This window comes from Segetibacter sp. (assembly GCF_025963695.1).
Lineage (GTDB): Bacteria > Bacteroidota > Bacteroidia > Chitinophagales > Chitinophagaceae > Segetibacter.
Map to the genome: position 1 here is coordinate 34,936 of NZ_JAOQAH010000034.1, position 22,133 is coordinate 57,068.

At 39.4% G+C, this 22,133-nt stretch carries 16 protein-coding genes; 4 read left to right on the plus strand and 12 right to left on the minus strand.

Translation table 11 applies throughout. The features are described 5' to 3' along the window. Positions 1-95 precede the first annotated feature (95 nt). Both JWR87_RS05800 and JWR87_RS05805 read right to left on the minus strand, forming a co-directional pair. On the minus strand, positions 96-935 hold the full coding sequence (locus JWR87_RS05800; RefSeq protein WP_297816775.1) for an MBL fold metallo-hydrolase: 840 nt from the start codon (positions 933-935) through the stop codon (positions 96-98). A 307-nt stretch (positions 936-1,242) separates the two neighbouring features. Then, a complete protein-coding gene (locus JWR87_RS05805; protein ID WP_297816778.1) occupies positions 1,243-2,058 on the minus strand; it encodes an ATP-binding protein in 816 nt (271 codons plus the stop codon). 208 nt (positions 2,059-2,266) lie between these two features. Between JWR87_RS05805 and JWR87_RS05810 the strand changes: the two genes are divergently transcribed. After that, complete coding sequence (locus JWR87_RS05810) at positions 2,267-2,773, plus strand: lysozyme (RefSeq protein ID WP_297816782.1); 507 nt, start codon at positions 2,267-2,269, stop codon at positions 2,771-2,773. Positions 2,774-2,839: 66 nt separating this feature from the next. Here JWR87_RS05810 and JWR87_RS05815 read toward each other — a convergent pair whose 3' ends face one another. From JWR87_RS05815 to JWR87_RS05830, 4 genes are all read right to left on the minus strand, one after another. Further along, positions 2,840-3,445, minus strand: coding sequence for a hypothetical protein (locus tag JWR87_RS05815; RefSeq protein ID WP_297816785.1), 606 nt, complete (start codon positions 3,443-3,445; stop codon positions 2,840-2,842). Positions 3,446-3,571: 126 nt separating this feature from the next. Beyond that, on the minus strand, positions 3,572-4,720 hold the full coding sequence (locus tag JWR87_RS05820) for an AI-2E family transporter (protein ID WP_297816788.1): 1,149 nt from the start codon (positions 4,718-4,720) through the stop codon (positions 3,572-3,574). Positions 4,721-5,006: 286 nt separating this feature from the next. Then, entirely contained in the window at positions 5,007-6,035 is a 1,029-nt protein-coding gene (locus tag JWR87_RS05825; RefSeq protein ID WP_297816791.1) for a Smr/MutS family protein, read from the minus strand. Between the two features lie 175 nt (positions 6,036-6,210). After that, entirely contained in the window at positions 6,211-7,227 is a 1,017-nt protein-coding gene (locus JWR87_RS05830; RefSeq protein WP_297816794.1) for a zinc-binding alcohol dehydrogenase family protein, read from the minus strand. A 626-nt stretch (positions 7,228-7,853) separates the two neighbouring features. Here JWR87_RS05830 and JWR87_RS05835 point away from each other — a divergent pair. After that, positions 7,854-8,474, plus strand: a complete 621-nt coding sequence (locus JWR87_RS05835; protein ID WP_297816797.1) for a hypothetical protein — start codon at positions 7,854-7,856, stop codon at positions 8,472-8,474. Positions 8,475-8,906: 432 nt separating this feature from the next. Here the strand turns inward: JWR87_RS05835 and JWR87_RS05840 are convergent, their stop codons facing one another. Further along, positions 8,907-9,557: a TMEM175 family protein gene (locus JWR87_RS05840; protein ID WP_297816799.1), complete on the minus strand. Its 651-nt coding sequence runs from the start codon at positions 9,555-9,557 to the stop codon at positions 8,907-8,909. Positions 9,558-9,871: 314 nt separating this feature from the next. Between JWR87_RS05840 and JWR87_RS05845 the strand changes: the two genes are divergently transcribed. Further along, positions 9,872-10,141 carry a hypothetical protein gene (locus JWR87_RS05845; RefSeq protein ID WP_297816802.1) on the plus strand — a complete coding sequence of 90 codons (270 nt, stop codon included), beginning with the start codon at positions 9,872-9,874 and terminating at the stop codon, positions 10,139-10,141. A gap of 265 nt (positions 10,142-10,406) precedes the next feature. Here JWR87_RS05845 and ppk1 read toward each other — a convergent pair whose 3' ends face one another. Continuing rightward, complete coding sequence (gene ppk1 / locus JWR87_RS05850) at positions 10,407-12,464, minus strand: polyphosphate kinase 1 (RefSeq protein ID WP_297816805.1); 2,058 nt, start codon at positions 12,462-12,464, stop codon at positions 10,407-10,409. Positions 12,465-12,786: 322 nt separating this feature from the next. On the opposite strand from ppk1, the gene JWR87_RS05855 reads away from it, so the two are divergent. Next, the gene (locus JWR87_RS05855; protein WP_297816808.1) at positions 12,787-13,677 is read left to right on the plus strand and encodes a bestrophin family ion channel; all 891 of its coding nucleotides are present in this window, start codon (positions 12,787-12,789) and stop codon (positions 13,675-13,677) included. A 110-nt stretch (positions 13,678-13,787) separates the two neighbouring features. Here the strand turns inward: JWR87_RS05855 and JWR87_RS05860 are convergent, their stop codons facing one another. The 4 genes from JWR87_RS05860 to JWR87_RS05875 form a co-directional block, all read right to left on the minus strand. Next, positions 13,788-16,259, minus strand: coding sequence for a TonB-dependent receptor (locus JWR87_RS05860; RefSeq protein ID WP_297816810.1), 2,472 nt, complete (start codon positions 16,257-16,259; stop codon positions 13,788-13,790). Positions 16,260-16,308: 49 nt separating this feature from the next. Next, the gene (locus tag JWR87_RS05865; RefSeq protein WP_297816812.1) at positions 16,309-17,067 is read right to left on the minus strand and encodes a hypothetical protein; all 759 of its coding nucleotides are present in this window, start codon (positions 17,065-17,067) and stop codon (positions 16,309-16,311) included. Between the two features lie 187 nt (positions 17,068-17,254). Next, complete coding sequence (locus JWR87_RS05870) at positions 17,255-20,287, minus strand: PVC-type heme-binding CxxCH protein (protein WP_297816815.1); 3,033 nt, start codon at positions 20,285-20,287, stop codon at positions 17,255-17,257. A 164-nt stretch (positions 20,288-20,451) separates the two neighbouring features. After that, complete coding sequence (locus JWR87_RS05875) at positions 20,452-21,855, minus strand: neutral/alkaline non-lysosomal ceramidase N-terminal domain-containing protein (RefSeq protein ID WP_297816816.1); 1,404 nt, start codon at positions 21,853-21,855, stop codon at positions 20,452-20,454. Between the last annotated feature and the right edge of the window lie 278 nt (positions 21,856-22,133).

Consider the following 22,133-nt stretch of genomic DNA (forward strand, 5'->3'; position numbering starts at 1 on the left):
GAACCTCTACCTTCCACCCTCTACCCTCTACCTTCCACCCTCTACCTTCTACCTTCCACCTTCTACCCTCTACCTTCCACCCTCTACCTCATCCCTTACTTCACAAACCTCCCATGCTCAGGAACAGCAACTGTATTAAACTCTTCAACCAATGTCTTCAATCCCTCCGTTAGCTCTTCACCTTCCATTGCAGTACCATGACCAGGAACAACAATCTGTGGGTTGAGTGCAGCCAACTTCTTTACCGAATCATAGGCAGCATGCCAGTTAGTAGTTAGATAAACAGGAGGGCCACATACTTCTTTCTTTTGCACCAATACTTTATACATCGAGTCTTGCTTAACAGTTATAATGGCGTCGGCTGAAATAAGGGCTGCATCACTTTCCCTGAATAAGGCTACTTGTCCCGGTGAATGACCTGGAGTATGGATCCATTTCCAACCTTCCAGGTGTGGAATGGATCCATCACCAGGAAGTCCCTTAAGAGCAGGTGTTATATCAACGGGTTCATTAGGATAGATAGAAGATATTTTTGCAAGCATTCCTCCTTCAACTGATGTATCAGGTTCAGGATAACTTTGCTGACCGGTTAAAAACGGAAACTCAAGTGGATGGGCATATACGGGAACATTCCAATGTTCAATTAGATGAACAATGCCACCAACATGATCAAAGTGTCCATGAGTTAGAATGATAGCATCAGGTTTTGCGTTTGCCCCAAAAATGTCTTCTGCAACCAGGCGAATTTCTTCTCCGCACTTTGGCATGCCTGCATCTACCAATACCCAACCTTTGGCCGTTCGGATAAAAACTACATTTACTATTTGATTCGTGTAATAAGAGACATCACTCCTTGCCTCCCTTACTTTACCACTAGACACCGAGGTCATCGGAATAAACTTATCGTCCCCGCTTTGATGCATTTCCCTTTCCATAAATAGAAATTAATAATTAGCGTAATATCAGTTCAACTCTCAATTGTTATACCAATAGAATTATGGGTATTTTGGGGATTTTTGAGATAAAAAACAGCGCAATTAAAAATCTTGGTTATTGAAAAAATGATACAATAAAAAAGTGGCTATTGAAATGATATCAATAGCCACTTTTACGCTGTTGGTATTGCACACACCATGTACTCCTAATTTACTGCGAGTATTAATTGCCCATAATAACATTTTAAAATCAGGCTAACCTATAAATCCCTCTAATCGCACAAATCCCTGACCAGGCAAAATACCCCTACTGCAACCTATAAGCAGAAACAGTCTTTCCAAAAAACGTGGGCACATAAACAATCCTCTTAACCGCATCATATCCTATATCGGCGGTATTCTTTTTTTGTGGAGTTGTATCCAGCACTGTTTCTACTTTACCGTCTGCTGATACGTAATAGATCTGTCCGCCCCAGGCTGTCGCTATGAAGTCTCCATTTCCAATAGGCTCTACTCCATCACCACCTTCGGGTAGTGTTGCAACAAGTGTAATTTTCTTCTTTAAATCCGCTTTTACAAATGATTTTCCTGATGCTATATACAATTCATTTCTTACTGCTCTCAGACCATTTATACCTTGCATATTTTCGAGATACAACTTGGGCCTATCCTTTTCAATTTTCCAGACGGTCGCCTTTTTCGAATCCGACACAAACAGTATTCCCGTGCTTGTAACTGTCACGTCATTTAGACCTTCAGCACCTTCAACCTTAATCTTCTTTACCACTTTTCCAGATGCAATATCTATGACAGCAACTTCAGAAATATCTGCTACATACAGTCGGTTTCCAACTTTTGCCATTCCTTTCGGTGCATTAAGTCCATGTACCCAATACGGGTTTACGACTTTTCCATTTGTTTGAATTTTTGCAATTCCACCTTTGCCATCGGCACCCCATGGATCGCCATCTATCAATGCTACATATAAGATATCGCCAACAGGTAAAACAGACTCAGGAACCGCAATGATGGTGTCCGTTTCCCATAACTTAACCAGTTTATGATTTTGGGCAGAGGCTGTACAGGCAAGACTAACCAACAATAAGGTGAAAATATTTCTCATAATATAATTTCATATAAATATAGAATAATGAGGTTGAAAAGCAACGACACGTGTGCTGCTGAACCACCCTCTATATGCTGCTACCAACCCTATTATTTCTCATTATAAATTTACCTCGTCATCTCGAAACATTCCCCCTACATTATGACTTCTCATTTTTCAACTTTATCTTAAAGCAAACATTTTATGAAATATTAATACTTACACTATGGCTACTTCAGTATCACCAACAATGCCTACCCGTCCGGTGTCCATTGTTACAAAAAACGGAATTGAGTTAATTAAACATTTTGAGGGATTGTTCTTAAAAGCATACCTGGACCCAATTAAAATACCAACGATTGGTTATGGAACAATTTGTTACGAAAACGGGGCTAAAGTAAAAATAGGAGATGTGATCTCTACAGAGAGAGCCGAAGCATTGCTTTTTCATGAAGTAAATAAAAAGGTTTGCAGTATAAGCGATATGATTAAAGGTGTTCCTTTAAATCAAAATCAAATAGACAGTTTAAGCTGCTTCGCTTATAACGTTGGTTGTGGCGCGCTGGCGGGAAGTACGTTATTAAAAAAAGTAAAAGCTAACACAAACGATACTACCATTCGCAATGAATTTATGAAGTGGAACAAAGCAAGAGATCCAAAAACAAAAAAACTGGTAGAGTTACCAGGATTAACGCGCAGGCGAAAAGCAGAGGCCGACTTGTACTTTTCTTAAATTCCAACTATCTTTTCTCAAAGCGCAACGGTCGGTTGCACTTTAATTTTATCTATCCAAACATACTTACTCCTTCGTATTCTCGTACACATTATTTACTTTTTTTAAATCCTTTTTTCGCAACCATCCTTTTGTTGTTTGTCCCAAATGATTTTTAAATACAACGTATATAAATCCATTCTTTTCATCAAGTGGTTTTATGGAAGCATAGGAGTTATTCCAGTAATTAATAAAACCCTTTCTTCGGGTTTGCACATCGGGCTGGCTGTAAAAATGGGCGACCTTAACAACCAGATAGTCGGTCTCCGGCGATTTACTATCTCTTTTTAAAGGCGTCACCACTTTTTTAGCTTCGGTTTTTTCAAAGTCGGGTTGCCTAATGTCTCGCTCTTGAGGTATAACCGGTCCTTCGTAACCGGGAGGAGCAACATCTGTAATTGGCTCACTCCTTTGATTGCTGCTTTTCTGTTCAGCCGTTTGGTCCTTTTCAGATAAAATTTTTCGCGCTAATAAAGTATTTTCTATAGGTTCTAGTGCAGTAATATCATCAGCTTTGCGGGAGTCAATAAAAAAATAAGAAGTAGCTACAAGCCCAAGAAGGGCTGTGCTAATCATTGCAATCCTGAGTCTTTTCTTAGCTCTTCGTTTTTTATCGCGACCGTAATAGTACATGTTTCGGAAATGTAAGAACCTTACCAGAGTGTTTTGAAAATCATGAATTACTGATACTTTTGACACAGGGATAGAGGGTGTGTGTAAGGTACTATAGCAACGTCTAAAAAATTTAAATCCGTGCTTTTATTTTTTAAGAGGAGGTTCAATACTGTTATCCCTCTTAAGCTGTTCTTCCACTTTTTTCGCCTTTTTTCTAAATATGGGAAAATTCATTGGGCTTTGCTTGGGTTGTTCATCACCCAATAATACCCCCCATTGCTTCATACTTTCAGAACGGTCGAAAATAATTTTAAAAACGGCCAATATAGGCAGCGATAAAAACATGCCTAACACACCTGCAAGCGCTCCGGCAATCACCACGCCTACAATGGTCGCTAATGCGTTTATCTTAACTTTCGAACCCACTATTCGGGGCATTAAAATATTGTTATCTAAAAATTGCACCACAGCTATTGTAACCAAAACAGTAACGATCGGCAAGACCTCCTGCGAAGAAGTTAGTGTTAGCAATACACCTATAATGTTACCCAGTAAGGCGCCTACATATGGGATCAGATTAAGAAAGGCGAAAATTACTCCGATCAATAATGCATGTTTAATTCCAAAAAGAAGCAAAGTAACTCCCAGTAAAATAGCTATATACGTTATCTGTATTAGCAAGCCGATCAGGTAACTTTTAATAATTATTTCTGTCTCGCGCATCGCGTCTTCCACTTGTTTCTGGTTACTCTGCGGAAACCATAAAAACACGAAGCGCAACAATAAATTCTTATAAAAAAGTAACAGAAATACGTAAATAGGCAACAAGCCAACAAACACAAAAACAGATGTTACGGAAGAGGCTGCACCACTCAAAACCCCACCGGCATAATTAACCAGCTTTTTACTTTGGTCATTAATAATTTGTACTTGTCTTTCGGTAGAAAGATTGGTTCGCCTGTCAACCCAATCGCTAAGCGTATGAAGGTGAGCTGTGACGTTTTCTTTAATTCTTGGAAAATCGCTGACCAGGCTACTTATTTGTGAGGAAAAAAACCATAGGATGGCCACCACCAATACGATTAACAACGTGATAGCTATTGAGATGGATAAAACTTCAGGGAATTGTTTTCTTTTAAAAAATCTATAAACAGGTAGCAAAACAATACTAATGAAGAAGGCCAGAACCAGGGGCATAATAATACCTTTTCCTGCAACAATTATTACCCCCAAAAAATATAGCCCTATTAGTTCCAAAGCTCTTCGAACAGTAACAGGCATGTCCTTATTCATTACACTGGTTTTACGTGGTAGTTACAAAAATAACACTACAATGAAAACTGGGCCATCATTCGTTTTCAGGTTGCATGTTCTATAATCTTCGAAAACCTTTCCTAAAGTATTCGATTAATGAGGAGATGTGCGCTGCAGGAAAAGCAAGTTGCCTTTCCTGCCATTGTAGAAAGCAGAACTTATTTTTTGGTACCGGCTTAATGTTCGCTGATGTTACATTGTTGCGTCGCAATCCGTTCATCTAAAGCACAATTATTAAGCTTTTTTCAATTTTTGTTACAAACGCTTATGTGTATTGAAAAAATATTTCAGTCGCTCCATATCCAAAACGCTGATCATATTGATTAACAAAAAACCGCACCTCTTTCTTTGTTTTCAATATGTCGTGGATTTCATCTTTTAATTTACCTTTTCCTACACCGTGAATAACAATAAGATCTGGTTGACGATGTGCTATGGCCAAATCATACCACTTATCAAATTCTCTCAGTTGAATTGTAATGATTTCGAAGTTGCTTAAACCCTTCCAATTATCAGTTATTTTTTCAATGTGCAAATCTACTACGCTTCTTGCCGGCTCTAAATGATGTCTCGCCTTACCGGCATCGTATACCTTAAATCCTGCAGAAGATAATTTTGACAAATCAAGCGAGTCATCCACATACACTTTATCCGGATACTTTTCAAGCAGCAGGTGATTAATTGAAGGAAGGTTTTTTTCTTTCAGCTCCTCAATTTTTTGAAACATCTGTTTCGGCTTTATCTTAAAATGAGCCTCGCAAAATTCAGCCTTGTATTTCGAAGGTTGCAGTAACTTAAATTCAAAATCAAAAGAGGGGTTATCGTTCAGTGTTTCAAAAGGTACATCGTGCAGGTAAAAGTCTTTGAACGATTGCATCTCACTGGTTATTTCAAAATCCGTCTTGCCTAAAAAACTCAGCTTGTAAGTAAACTCATAGCCCACATCAGTCCTGTTAACAAGGTATACCTTAAACCTGTCTACAATATCATCGCCAAACAGATCTGTTTCAAATTTCGGAAAAAGCATTACCCAGATGCCATCCGCCACCTTCACCTCATCCCGACGCTTTTCTTTCTGTACCTGGTCCACATAAACTTTTGGCTTTCTTTGTTCGGGGAACAGCTTTTTCTCGGAAAATCTTTTGAAATATGGAAAATCAATCTGGTCCATATAAGCAGGAAACTTAACGCCCTTCACTTCTATCAAAACCATCTTGTCATTCAAAATCTCAATCACCTTTCCGGGGTCGTTGCTGTGAACAACTATAATATCGTCTCCTACCTCGTACTTCATTATAATTTTACATTAAAAAGCAAAGTTACAGATAACAAAACCTATTAAGGTTAATGAAACAGACGCGCTTTACATTTTTAAGGAAAGTTGTGAAATGTAGCCTACCCGGTAAAAAGGTTGCAAACCGTCTTATACCCCGTAAGCTGAAAAAGGGGTAGAGGTGCCAGATAACAACCTATCCAAGTGTAACCATTGCTTTAATGACTCCGTTGGCTGGGTCTAGCCATTGTTCAAAATGGTCCTTTACCTGTTCAAACCTTACAGTGTTAGTAATGTAAGTCGTTGGATTTACGTCCTTCTTTTCCATGGCAGCAATAACACTTTCAAAGTCTTCCCTGGTTGCATTTCGACTGCTCATTAAAGTCGCTTCTCTTTTGTGAAATTCAGGATGACTAAAAGAAACCTCTCCTTTTTGCAATCCTATCAATATATACCTTCCACCATGTGCCATGTATTGAAACCCTTTATTAATAGCTTGCTGATTACCGGTAGCATCTATGACAACCGTTGGCATATCGCCTTTTGTTATTTCCATTAGCTGCTCTGTTACATGCGAAGCTGAGGCATTAATGATGTGTGCCACTTTCAGCTTGTTTTTACAAAACCCCAACCGGTGATTGTTTATATCAAGCGCTATTACCTTACCTCCAGCAATGCGCGCAAATTCCATCGTTCCCAATCCTATAGGGCCCGCTCCTATCACCAACACATATTCCCCTCTGTGTATCGATGCTCTGCGAACACCGTGTGCACCAATTGCTAAAGGCTCTACCAGTGCAAGCTCCTCAAAGCTCAGACCTTGGCCGTGAACAAGAGAATAAGAAGGTACTGATAAATATTCTACCATCCCGCCATCACAATGTACCCCTGACACTAAAATCTTACTACAGCAGTTCGGTTTCCCTGCCCTACAGGCAATACATGTTCTGCAGTTGAAGTATGGTATAAACGTAACCGCTTCGCCTATTTCAAAACCCGGCGCATCATCAACCTCTACTAGCTCTCCAGCTACCTCATGCCCTAAAATTCTCGGGTATTCAAAAAAAGGTTGCGTTCCTGTATAAGCATGCAGGTCTGTTCCGCAAATACCGATGCGTTTAATCTTTATTATTGCATGGCCTTTTGTTAATGCAGGCTTTACTCCTGTTGTATATGCTAAGCGTCCGGGTTCAATACAAACCAATGTGTTCATCTATAATAATTAACTGAAGTTGCTTGGTAAAAAAAGAGCATCGAGATAAAGAATAATTTTGAGTTACCACACTTAACACTTTTTAGCTGATGCCCGGTGCGGATAAAATTATAGCAATTTGTTGTTTCGTATAAGACCTACTTAAAGGAACCGGGCGAGAGGAAGATACCAGAAGAAAAGTAATTGATGTGATCATAACACCCGCAATAGTATCAGCTCTTTTATTTTCGGCGCCATTTTACACAGTATACTATAAAAGACGATGCAAAGGATGCAGAAGCGTTAAGATAGAGAAACAAAGAAAATGGAATAGTACCCGTAAAACGCCCCTCGCATACGATTTTTAAAAGAACCTACGAAAAAAGGTATTGAACAACATTTTCAATGCCTAACAAGACTATTTCTTACAAAAATAAACGCGTAAGCTATAAAGGCTTCCTGTTAAGAATATTGCGGCGGCCTTACTGCCCTTTTAGGCATTTGTTCTTCATTTTCCTTATTTTCAACTTCCCTCATCATCTTTGCATTACTAACTCCCTTTAATGAGGCTACTTTACATTTATATAGTTTTCATACTGTTTATTGGTTGCAGCTGTAGCGCAATCCAGGAAACTTCGAAGCACCAGATGGAAAAGGGACTGTATAATATTTCTAATCAACACAACAAGAAATTTTACACGTTAATAGAAGAAGATAAAATAACACTTCATCCGGCAATAAAAACAAAAGATGGCTGGTTGGCGAATACAGATTCAGCTTCTGCGATTTATCTGCGACCAGATCTGGCCAATAAAGAGCCTGTCAAATTTATCACCCGTGGCTTTGACCTCGACGTGCTAACAATCCTTTTTAAGTATCGACCTTACACTGCTGGTTTCCCAAATCAGTTAAATACCAATTTCAATGCTGCAGGCTACATCGGTCACCGTTCTGACTATTACCTGCTCTTCTACGATAAAAATCCATTAAACGCCTATCAGCGAAGGATTAGTCACTTTGCTTACAGCCTTGGTTTTTTTGGTGGCATAGGTGCAACCAATATCAACCCTTTTGTTACTTCAAACCAGATTCAGTCAGAGTATGATGGAGTAGTAATTACAAAAGGAATAGTAGGTTTAATAGGTGTAGGCAATCTAACTTTTGGCGCTGCTATTGGTTTTGACCATTTAATGGATAAAAACCATAAACTTTGGATATACCAAGGCAGGCCGTGGGCAGGCTTTACCGTTGGACTTAATGTTAATTGACATTAGACACAACCAGGATTAAGGAATCGGGCCACTTCGCTACTTAAAAACAAAGTACAAGCCTTCAACTTTTATGCAACTAACCCGTTAATATAGAAGCTTGAGTATGTAGGCCAATTTTAATAAATACAGCAATGCACACCTTGTCATGGAAATAGTAATTACAATTTCGCGAATATGACATTCATTTATGCGTCGAGAAAATCTAAAAGCGGTTGTAAATGTGGCCATTCGGAAGAAAAGCTCCTTCTATTTCAATGCAGCCATTGATAGCCGGCGTGCTAAAAGTTGTATTTAAATAAAAAAAGGCCTTGTAAATAACTGGAATTAAGAACAGTAGCCACCTATAGTTCTACCTTAGAAAAAAGATGTAGCTGCCGATGCGCGCCCAAATATTTTGTAGCTGCAGAAAACAACTTGTCACAGTAATGCTTACGCGTTCTTTTCTAAAACCTTTTCTGCCAGCTCCTCATTATCTATTCCCTCTGGTATAAAGAAAAGAATAGGCGGAATAACAAAGCAGATGTACGAAAAATATACACTTACATATGCTGCCGGAATCGAGATCAGGTAAATAACCGTTGCTAGTATTGCTTTTGATCTTGCCTTGAGCGATACTTCAAATATTTTATCAGTTAAAGCTTTATTGTCGTCTTTATGCACCAGTTTTTTACGAAGACTATAATGGCGCATTATTAAAAAAGCCAGATTAGTAAATAACATTACAGATCCGTAGATGGCAGGAGATATGGCAATAAGAGGGTTAGCACCAACTATTGCAGTTGCAAAGGGAATTAGGCTTAACAAAAACAAGAATAAAAAATTTTGCCACACAAGGCGTTCATCAGTATTTTCGAGAAGGTGAAACATGTGATGATGATTAGCCCAAAATATGCCAATCATCATAAAGCTGAAAGCATATGTAATGAAGTAAGGAAACAGGTGTTGTAAGTGATCGACGGTTTGCCCGGTTGTGCTATTCTTACTAAGATCAGGGAGTTTAAGTTCTAAAACCATTATAGTAATAATAATAGCAATAACGCCGTCACTTAACGTTTCCAACCTTGTAGTGCCAATTTTCATACAAAAAGGTGTGTACTTTAATCGTATTACTGAAAAGAAACTCAATCAAAACTTAAAGCAATTTCTACACCACTACTTAAATTTTATTTTACATGAAAGCGCGTCAATTTGGATACACTTTTAATACTAATCCAACCGCTCTTTCATTAAACACGATTGCTATTATGCGTATAACAGTTGAAAAATCTCTACTAAATTATTTTTCTCAAATATTCTTATAGCTTTCCTGTTCATGTTATGTAATTGTTACCAAGACAAAAGAAGTCGAAAAAGTGAATACTTTTATTTTTAGAAATAAGTAAAACTTTTTAGCCATGCCAGATGAAAAAAAATCTTCAGGAGAAACCATTACTGAATTAGCGCACCGCCACTTGAAGGATCAAACTCATACTACAACAGATGAAGAACTAAGAAATGTAAAGTTGGAGCTAGACCGCCCTTTTTCAGAGTTGGTTGAAAATTCTTCCCACTCCGACAACAGTATTCCGCCACCGAAAAAAGAGGAAAAATCAGAAGATGAAGAAGAAACTGAACTATTCAAAGAACAAGGACATCCACCTAATCCCTATGATGTATTAGGATAAAGAGGTAATTAAAGTACGTTGAAATAAACTGGCGGTTGCTTTTAAAAGTGATGACCAAAAGATATTTTTTGCTTTTCACACCCCCTCTTTTACCTATTATAATCTGTCCCCCTATTCGCTTTAATTAATAGAGCGGCTTTCTATTTTAATCATTTATCATATGTAACCTTCCCGGCTTGCTAAATGAATACCAGATACGCATGAAGATTTAAGAGCTTATTATTTTTTCAAAATCCTTTTTTTTTCTTCCGCCTGGCTAATTCGCTCAAGTACCCTTAGACTGATAGCTTGCGAATTTGTTATAAATTTCCTTTTGAGATTGAACCTGTTTACCATCGCTTATCACCCTGGCATTTTGCGATTTTTCATTTATAGCAACTGCTTTCGAATTGTCGTGCAACTGTATGTCTATTAATTCCCGTATTTCCGTCTTTAGCTTTTCGTCGTACAGAGGAAAGCAAACTTCAATTCGCTTATAAATGTTCCGGTTCATCCAATCTGCTGACCCGAGAAATATCTCATTCTTACCATTATTGTGAAAAATATAAATTCTTCCATGTTCTAAGTAACGGTCCACAATCCTTCTTACCGTGATATTTTCGCTCATACCCGAAACTCCGGGAACTACACAACAAATGCCACGTATAATTAATTGAATCTCTACCCCAGCATTCGAAGCATCATAAAGTTTTCGTATCAATACTCTCTCCTCAAGGTTATTCATTTTGAGAATGATATGGGCACGCAGACCCTGGCGGGCATTCCTCATCTCGCGGTCAATGAGCTCTAAAAACGTCTCCTGCAAATTGTATTGGGCAACAAGCAAATGTTCAAATACAAATCTTTCCTTTGGCTTTACTTTTTCCTCTAACAAGTGAAAAATTTCTTCAGCTTCCTGCAACATTTCGGTATGGCTGGTTAGTAAGATATGGTCAGTGTAAAAACGAGCAGTACTTTCGTTTAAGTTTCCCGTCGCAAGTAAACCTGCGTAGTTAATTTTGCCTCCGATTTTTCTTTTAACTATCGCAAGCTTAGCGTGAACTTTCAAATCGCTGGAGGTGTAAAGAACGTGCACACCGGCCTTCTTCAGTTTTTTAGCCCACTTCAGATTATTTGCCTCATCAAAGCGCGCCTTTAACTCGATCAAAACTGTTACTTTTTTCCCGTTATGTGCCGCAGACAAAAGCGCATTTACAATTCTGGAATCACTGGCTACACGATACATTGTGAGGTAAATGTGTTCAACATCAGCTCTTATCGCAGCTTCATTAAAAAAACGCAGCACAGTATCGTACGACTGATAAGGCGCATGTAACAAAATATCCTGCTTTCTTATCTGCTCCAACAAAGAGCTATCATTTAAGCCGGAAAGTTGAATAGCGGGCCACTTCAAATACTTCAGCTTTGGCAGGTTTACCGAAATGCTGCTTAAGTCTTTCAGATTATGATAGCGGCCTCCCTGCATAATTACTGCTTCCGACAGGCCAAGCTTATTAACTAACGCCGGAAGGATTTCTTCCGGAATACCTGGTTCATGCAAAAAGCGGGTAGCCAGGCCTAAGTCCCTTTTTTCAATTTGCTTTTCAATCTTAATAGCTATATCTTCTTCATACTCGTCTTCAAGGCCCAATTCTGCATCACGTGTTACCTTAAAGCTGTAACAAGCCTCAACAGTTATTCGAGGTATGACGTGTAAGTGAGCCTTAACAATATCGTCAAGAAAAACGACGTAGTATTTCCCTTCCCATTCCACTTCAAAAAACCGGGAAAGATGGTCTGTTGGAATATTTACAACTACTATTTCATTTGCTTCTGCCTGCCCTTTACCCATGAGCGCCAAATAGAGATTGTTGTTTTCAGGAAAAAAATGGCCAGCCCCGTGCATTAAATAAACCGGCTTTAAAAAGGTAAGCACCTGGGTAAAAAAGTAATGTGAAACCTCCCGCATGATTTCGATCGGAATGGAGGTGCCGTAGACAAGGTGAATTCCATGTTCTTGTAATTCCGGTATAATCTGGTGTAATATTTTACCAAAACGTGTTTGCTGTTCGTAGATAATTCCTTTGGCTTTGCCGGCTACATCTGCATGTCGGCTGGCTGTTTCTTTTTTCACCTTTTGCTTTTGGTAAAGCTTCTGCAAGGCGGTTAAAGCAGGCATGCGAACGCGATAAAACTCATCAAGATTTGAAGAATAAATGGATAGAAAACTAATACGTTCCAACAATGGTACACTTTCGTCTTCGGCCTCCATTAATACACGTTCATTAAATGAAAGCCAACTTAAGTCGCGGTCGAAGAAAAAATAATTTGCTGCAGCTGCCATGTTTAACTGGTTCTTATTTATAGTATTTCCATTCAACAATAAAAACGATCGCGGATATAATCCAGGCGGTGGCATTATATACCGGGCCTAACAAAACTCATATTAGCGCAATCAAGATCGGCCAATGTAAAGAATTGTGAAGGGTTCACCGCAAAACGCCCTCGCACAAAGAAAAGCTTTTTGGACAGCCCGTGTCTGCGCATCGGCAAATTCTTATCGAAAAACTATTATCAATATTGACTTTGGTATTATACGGCACAACTTTTTATTTGGCTTATAAATGACAAATAAAATTGAACGTTAACACGAATGAAATAGAAAGATGATACTTGAGAAAAAAATTCCCTTTTATTATATCTTCAATAAAATTAAGTACGACATCATAGTTGTATTTATGGTAGGGTTTGTTACCAATCTTCTTACCCGTCAATTTAATCCCTTACTGCCTGAAATGCCGTTAGGAGTGCCTGCTCTTTTAGGTACGGCCATTTCTATTTTACTTTCATTTAAAATGAATCAGTCTTACGACAGATGGTGGGAAGCCAGGAAAGTATGGGGAGCTATTGTAAACGACTCAAGAAGTTTTGTGATACAGCTGCAATCCTTTTTGCCCAGTGGTAATGAGGCAATCAGAAGGATGTCATACCGCCAGATTGCCTGGTGTTATTCACTGTCGCAATCACTAAGGGGGCTTGATGCAACTGTAGGTTTAGATACTTTGATAAGTGAAACTGAACGTTCAGAAATTGCAAAACACAACAACAAGCCGCTGGCAATTTTGCAACTGAATGCCAGAGAAATTCAAGAATTAAGATTTGGTAACAAATTAGAAGTCTTTACCCATTTACAACTCGATAATACTTTAGTCAGGTTATGCGACTCCATGGGAAAAGCAGAGAGGATTAATAGCACCATTTTCCCTTCCACATACAGGCAGTTTTTACACTTTATTATTTACCTGTTTATTGTCACCCTTTCTATCGCGTTAAGACAGGTTAATATGATATTTGAAATTCCACTCCTGATGTTTATTGCCGCCGCTTTTTTTCTGATTGAAAAAAGCGCCTATCATTTACAAGATCCTTTCAAAAACCGGCCAAGCGATGTTTCCATAACCGCTATTTCCAGGACAATTGAAATTAATATACGGCAACTATTAGGGGACAACGAGGTGCCAGAGCCTGTAAAGCCCGAAGGCTTTTACATTTTATAAGTATTCAAGTTAATTCAGGCTTTTACCTGCCAAAGACTTGAGGTATATAGCCGCCCATATAAAAACGGCCCACTCGCAAGCCTGTCTCAAAAACTGCAACAAAACCCCTTTTAGAAAGGCATAATCAACTTTAAGCAAATATTTCTCCCCATATTAAATATTCCAAATTTACCATTGGCGGAGCTGGTATAATACTCAAAATATTTTAACCGACTTAAATTGGACTGGTATGCTTTGTCAAATAAGTTGTTGATTTGAAACTGTAGTTGCAAAAGCTGATTTTCCGAATATTTAATCTGCGTGTTTACCGAGATGTTTAATAAGGCAAAACCAGCGGTGGCAGTTTCGGAATTATTCAACGCTAAAAATCTGTTTTGCGAACCACTTACTTCTGCTTCCACCTTTAAATTGATCGCTTCAATCGTTTTTGATTTTGGCTTTAAAATTTGACTAATGCTACTAATAATTTTTAAAGGAGGAATTAACGGCAAATACTCTCCATTTACCCCTTTCCCCTTGAAGTTTGATTGTTTGTTGTAGCCATAAGTAATAGAAAAAGCATTATCAAACGAAAGACCTTTCAAAATGGAGGGCTGAATATTAATCGTCGCTTCAAAGCCATACAACTGCGCTGACGACTGCTGATACTGGTAGGTTTTATTCCCTTGAGCATCGGTTAATGGATTACCGCTTGCATCAGTTACCTGCGTCAGGTAAATATAATTTTGAATGTTATTATTGAATATGCTTGCTGTAGCTAAAAAATTTTTAAAATGAGCTTCGGCTCCAACATCTTCCTGCAGACTAAACTCAGGAACAAAATCCCGATTTCCTAAATAAATAATGTGTGCTCCAGGATCGAGGCCATTAGAAGCAAACTCAGTAATACTTGGTGACCTGTAACCCCTTGCTACGTTTGCTTTAAGACTAAATTGCTCAGTAAGCTGATAGGTAACCCCGAGGCTCATGGAACTTCCGGAAAATATTTTTGTAAAAGAGGGAAACTGTAAGTATGCCCCTACAGTATCAGGTAAAAAAACCCGGCGGTCAAAACCAGTTACACTATTTGTGTTGGTATAAAAATTATTGCCCCTCAACACACGTCTGTCGTACCTAAACCCACCACTTACTGTCCAGTTGTCTTTCTTCCATTTGGCATGAACATAACTACCGATATCAAACAAATTATAATCTGGAATTGGAAAATCGGTGGCATTTTTATTTTTGTTACCCTGGTACATTCCATTTAAGCCAAAGGTGAAATCTGTATTAAAAAGCGTTGGAGCATTGTAGTTAAATCCATAGTTGAAGGTATTTAGCCGAACATACATTCCTGCCTGTTTTGGTGCAGAGGGGTGATTGAACTCGATACGGACATTTTGTTGCAATGCCAGTAGAAAGTCAACGTCCCCCCTTAAAAACCTGAAATGATTATTGGTGTAAATACGATAATGTTGAAGGTGCTGGTGTAAAGGACTTAGATGATAAGAGTTTTGTTCGTGATGGGTAACGAAGGGCCTGGTAGTTACATCGTCTGCGCTGCCTTCGTACATTTGTTTTGTAAATTTTCTTGTAACCGAATCACGACTTCCGTCCGGAATTCCCTGTCGGTTATTGTACACGGTAAAATTTAATACAGAGTATCCTTCATCGCCCGTATACTTAATACTGCCAGAAGCATTCGCTTCACGAAAACCTGTGTTGTACACGCTGCCATCGATACTATTCTTATAATTTTTTGCTACGCGATAAGAACCTCGTAAAGCAAAACTTACCTTCCTGCTACCAGAAATCAGCCTGAGTCCGTTTCCTATTAATCCGTTATTGCTTTGATATTCTGAAAAGTATTTACCTTTTAGCTTCCCCTCGGTATTTACCGGCATGGCAGGTAATAAACTTACAACGCCAGCAAGGGCATCAGAACCATAAATAAGGCTTGCCGGCCCTCTTATTACTTCTCCTTTTTCAATATTATATGTGTCCACTTCAATTCCGTGCTCATCCCCCCACTGTTGCCCTTCTTGTCGTATGCCATCATAAAGGGTTAGTACTCTGTTGTAGCCCAAACCCCGTATAAATGGTTTTGAAATATTCGGACCCGTTTTAACCGCATTTAAACCTGGAACATTTTTTACAAATACATCAATAATGTTACTCTCCGTCGCTTGCTCTATTTGCCTTGCAGAAACAACAGAAACCGAAACAGGATTCTCTCTCACTAATGTTGCTTTTGAAACACCTGTAACGACCACTTCGTTCATTGCACCTAAGGCAGGTTTCAATTCAATTTCATAATTTGTTTTCTCTACAAGTACTTGTATCGTTTCACCGGTATAACCTAATGAAGTAATAACAAGCCGGGGAGAAATGAGGCCCGCTGGTATCTTAATTCGAAACTTTCCTTCGTTATTGCCGACTGTGCCCGTTCTTGTATTTAACAGTGAAATGCTGCAACCGGGAACCGGTTGTTTAGTTACTCCGTCTTTTACCGTTCCAATGATAGTTTGACCTTGTGCCGACAGTTGTAAGGTTAGCGTTAACAGCATTAGTACTTGCAGCGGGTATACCAGAAATGCATTCATAATAAATTTATTTCCAGAAAAAGTACAAGTTAGTGTTTCCGATACTTTTTTAAAACCTTCTGCCTATGAGTAGTTTAAATATTGATTGATTGGAATTTGGTGTTAAGCCAAAAAGAAATCCTGTCTGTAACTCCCAGTCGGGATAAGCAAGTAAATCGAACATGGGTCCAAGTAAATGTTCTTGTTGCGCTACCGGCCGGAAGTTATTGAAACTTCCCAAGCCAGAATAATATTCCACACCCAAACCAACTTTTTGTTTAACGTTATAAAACGTTTTGAATTGCGGAGAAAAACCCCACTCTTTATTTGGACCTGAAACAACAAAATCAATGTTAGGATTGAAGGACGCGTACACACTTCCAAATGTTTTATCAATGATTGGACGAATTTCACCCTGCCAATAAAAAGGAATAAAAACATTGTCACGAAAGCGACCAAATTCAGCAGACAGGCTTGCACCAAAAGGAAGCTTCCATCTTTCAGGTGCCGTAACTCTTGGCCTTATTTGATTTCCTAAATATTGATATTTTCCGTTGGGAGATAAAGCAACAAATGTGTAAAAGCCAATTTCAACATTTTTAGCTAATCCGCGTGTGATTTCTAAAGTGTGGTTTACCCACCTTGCCGATTTACGATCCGCCAAATTTTTAGAGCCATTGAAAGTGTAGTTATTATGAAGCTCCGCGATCGTTCTTTTCTCTCCTATTGTTGGAGAAGCATATACCTGTATTTCATTTTCTGCCTGTGCAGTTGCAATAGTTGAACTTGTAAGACTACAAACTATAAGAAAACATTTAAACCACTCCATTTTAAGTATTTTAACGAAAATAATTAAACAAGAATAGTTAATAAAATAAATTGAAAGACCATGATCAGGAGGGGGGCGTAATGTTGTTTAATGATAAAGAAATAGAGCTAAAAGAAACTGAAGTTGCTAATGAGTAAAGGTCTTTGTACTGGAGTTGAAGAACCAGTTCCCTTTCCGCTTTAATTTTTCATTTGTTCTGCTTTAAATATGAGATTAAATCAGCCATCTGCTGCTGGTTGATTTGCTTTTCTAAACCGCCGGGCATAGAAGACATATTAAGCGATTTAAGAGATTTAACCTCAGAACGTTTGATAGTTCTTATTTCGTTGCCAGCATTCTTTAGCGTGATAGCTGTAGGCGTCTCCGTTGATATTACTCCCTGGAACGAGCCGCCGTCTTTCAGTTCAACCGTCCAGAGATCAAAGCCACTTGAAATGGAGAGGTTGGGCGCCAATATATTTGCCATAATTGCTTCAGCTGACCAATTGTGTATTGTTCCAAGATCAGGTCCGAACTCTACTCCCAGGCTTCCCCTGATTTGATGGCAGCCTGAACAATTCCTAAAAAAAATTTGCTTACCATTTACAGCATTGCCACTTAAGCTAAGGGCGGGTTGGTAATCTTTATTAACCTTCATGCTTTCACTTTCATCTTTCGTAAGCAGTGCTCTTGCCCTGTCTCGAAGCCTAAAGTCTCTTTGTGCCATTAGCCTCACGCTTCGCGGCCATCCTATTGCTGATTTTTGAATTGTGCCTTTTTCAAGGGCATTTAATAATATTGTAATTCTTGCCGTATCGGTTAGAAAAGTATTGATGGCTTCATTGCGGATATCAGGAGTGAGATCTGTCCATTTGGTTAAAAGGTATTGAGAAACAGTAGTTCCTGCCAATGCACTTAATGTTTGCATAGCAGCTACCTGAATAGATGGATGCTCGGAAGAAGAAATTAAGTCTTTCAACAAACTGGCATAAGGAGCGGGATTACTCAGCGCAATAAAATGGATGGCTTCTACTCTTTTTTCCGTTGGCTGTTGGGGGTTACCGGCAAGAGCGGCAGCCCATGTTTTTGCTTTATCTGTTGTCGCATTACTTTCGAGTCCGATCACTTTAAAAAGATCCAGAACGCCAGCCCGAACGGGTTTAGAGGAATTTGCAAACAAGGCATTTAAGAGTTGCCCTTGTTCTTCCTTTAGAGCGGTTTTTAATTGTTCGTTTTTAATACCCCGGCTAAGCCCCTTCAACAGCGCTCCTTTCCAAATCGCAGCGTTCCCGGTTCCCCGGGCTACTGCTTGCTGAACAAGTTGACGAACGACTTTAGGTTTTTCACTCGTTGCAATCATGGTGCTGAGCCGTTCGACGAGAGATGTGTAAGCGGGATTAGTATTCCTGAAACTGTCTATTACTGCTTTTAATAATGCAGTAGAGTGCGAACCTCCTGCCGACAAAGCAGCTACCTGTACCCAGGGTTCGTTTAAATCTCTAAATAAAAGTGTATTGCGAACCTGTGAAGCTTCAAGTGTATTAACCGACCCTAAAGTACAGAGCAGTTGAAATCTTACTTTCTTATTCGGATCATCCCGTAATGCTAATAATAAAGTTTGCAATCCGGGAGAATGGGAAAAATGTAGCTCAGCAAGTTTTATTGCATTTTCCCGTACACCTGCAATGGGATCCTTTAGGGCTTGTTCAATCACTCCTGTAGTTAATTCTCCTAAGCCTTCCAGAGTCCACATGGCGTGTAAACGACCGTAAGGAGATTTTGTATTACCAGCCATCTGAATAAGTTCGGGAACCCCTTTTTTGTCTAAACGATCTACCAACAACCGTTGTGCATTTAATCTCCACCAGATATTAGGATTGGCAAGTTGCTGTATCAATTCACCTGTACTAAAATCTCCTAACCTCAGGCCTTTTATCCATGCGGCAGGAGCTGCATTTTTAAGGGTAACACGATAGATACGGCCTTTATCTGATCCGTTGTATAGTTTACCTGATTTTACCACCTCCTCCCCCATCCATTCCGGATGTTCGATGATTTGCCGGTAGTAATCAACGATGTACAAAGCTCCATCGGGACCGACATACATATTTACCGGGCGAAACCAGGAATCGGTTGAAGCAAGAAACTCTTTGTTTGGATGACTACGGCTTGCAGTGAAACTTACTCCATTTTCTTTTATTCTGTCAACATGAACGAGGTTGCTTACAGGCTCTGCTACAAAAGTGACATTGTTAAAAGGTGCAGGAAAAGCACCACCGAGGTAACTTGTGATGCCGCAGGCTGAAGTGATGACACCAACATCGGTTAGCAACTGGTGCTGTGGATTTTTGGTAATAGGGAAAACCTCAGCAGCATTTTGATGATCTGATATGGATTGGGTAGCATTAGAAACTACCAGTTCGGGATTGCGTTTCAGGTAGGATGCTGATATCACTTCCTGAAAAATATGGTTGGCATTACTAACAAGGAAATAGTGGCCCCATGCATCGAAGGTGTGGCCAAACTGGGTGTTACTTGATACTGTCTCCAGCAAAAACTTATCGGGTTGAAAGCGAACGGAACGGCCACTGGCATTTCTGGCTAAACGTGGACTTTCAGGATGACGAGGATAGTACACTTCACTTCCGGGGTCTCCGAATTCTTCTTTATAAGATTGGGTACCTACGGCTCCTTCGTGAGCTAAGTAAATCCAATTATCTATTCCGTAAACGGGGTTATTAAGGTTATGTTGCGGATTAGATAAAGCAAAGCCAGTGAGTAATGTATCTCTAACGTCGGCGCGACCATCGTTATCGGTGTCTTCAAAATAAAACACATAAGGAGCATCGGTTACTATTACACCTTTCTTCCAGCGAAGGATGCTATTAGGTAAGGTTAAGCTATCGGCAAAAACAGTGCTTTTATCCATGCGGCCATCTCCATCGGAATCTGTTACCAGTTTTATTTTCCCCGATCCGGCTTTATCTAAAGGGTACCCATGCATTTCAACTACATACATACGGCCGTATTCGTCAATCTCCATGTCGACAGGATCAGAGATTAATGGCTCATCGGCAACAAGCTCAATTTTAAAACCTGGTTCTAATTCAAAAGTTGAAAGTGCTTCTTTACCTCCTCCCTTGGTCTTGGTTTCATAATTTTTCCAGCTAATAATAATTACGGTTGAAATAATTAGCAGATAAAATATTATGTGTCTAACAGGATTACAGTATCTGCTCATTTTATTTCAAAATTTTTCAATCGTTTTCGGGGAATTTAAAACAAAAAGTACACGAGTGCGACGCAACAATGTTTAATAGAAACTCTTTTGTATGGCAACGAAAAATCTCCATCAAATTTCTGCAATAAGCTACACCTATATTTATTAATCTACTCCTAACCTCTCTATTTCTTCATTTTGCCCTTCATTGGAGGCTGAGTATTTTTCATTTCCCCTTGCAGATAACTGACGACAGCCTCTGTTACATCTTTTGCTGCTGACGAGGTAAAGGGAGAAACAGTTTCTACTTCGTAACCTCCATGTTGCCAGGCTTCTTCATTTGGCAAGTAACCAAACCAACCATTGGTGTAACCAAAATAAAAAGTGTAAGGAAATGGAGAACGGTCACGAATCTCATTTGAAATTTCACAAAAAAGTTCAACAGGGGCGCTCCAGATTGCTACATCCTCATTAATCTTAAACATCCGGATGGGAAGCCGTACCATGTTAATACCGGCTTTAGTTGTTGTGTACTTGCTCATGTCTGCTGACCATCCTAATCCCGGCTTCCGCGGTGTTTCAACGGTAAGCGATGCAGTAAACAATTTAACGGTATCGGTAGTAAAAACAATTTTTCGATTCGCTTCTACAATCTTATCGCCCAGCAGCACTTTAAATTGACTTAAATGACCGGCGGCAGGTGTTGGATTGACACTATAAATGGGCGCAATATTACCAGCAGCTCCGTTGATAAAAAGAACAGGTGCTCCAATTTTCGCCTCTACATATTCTGACACAATACCCGGCGCATCACCACTTACCTGCAAAAATTTTTCACCCAGCACAGTTCCGTGAATGGGGTAGTTGGCAATTAAGGCAAGGGGTTTTCCATCTGTTTTATCGAGCCGCAACAAACCAATACGGCGATCAACCGGTCCGTCGGGATTTAGGCCAAGAGAAGCTTTTCCATCAACATCTATAGCACGGCGATTGATATTAGCTTGTGAAAATCCCCAGCCCACACCGAGGCGCGCAGGAACAAGCGTTTTTTTCGCCTCCACGATTCCATTTATCAAAGTTCGCTCTATCATGGAAGTATAGGCGGTATCAATGGAGTGTTGAACGCGATTGCCCATGTAAACACCGTAAATACCAGGCGGGCCAACTTCGGGAGCTGAATGCGTATGCGTAACAGACCACCATACATTTAAAGGATTGATGCCGTGCTGCTTTTGAAGTTTAGTAACAACGTTATCATATTCGGAAGGAGAAAAAAGACAGATTTCTGATGAAATCAAATAAAACTGGGTTTTACCATCATCGAGAGCTACGATGCGGTGATAAATGCGGTCGTGAATACCTGTAGACTTTCGCTCGCCATAACCGACGAGGTATTGGGAGTCGGTGGGCGAGATATCAACCTTAACAACGGAAGCCCTTAATTGTGCCGATGAAGTATAACCTGATAAAATGATGACAAAAATTATTGGAAGCAACCGCAGAAAAGAATAAAAAAATACTTGAAACGTTACTGATAACAGGAAGTGGCCAGGCATATTGTGGCGAAGGCAAGTAATTCGATCATTCATAAGAGTTAAAATTATACTTCTTTATTCAGTTAAAAATTGACCCGCGGGACAGTATTCATCGCGGCAAGAGCCCGGAGAATAAAAGTATTTGGTAAGTTAATGCATTGAGTGAGCGCAATTTACCTTCTTCTGCTTTCATTTTCCACATTTGCCTGGAACAGGAACAATAATTGGTGGATGGAGTTTTATTTGCTGTTAAAAGCGAACTAAAGATATTTTGGAGTGGCTGTTAATATTTATTTTTAATCAATCTTTTTATCCAATTTCTGTATGTCAAA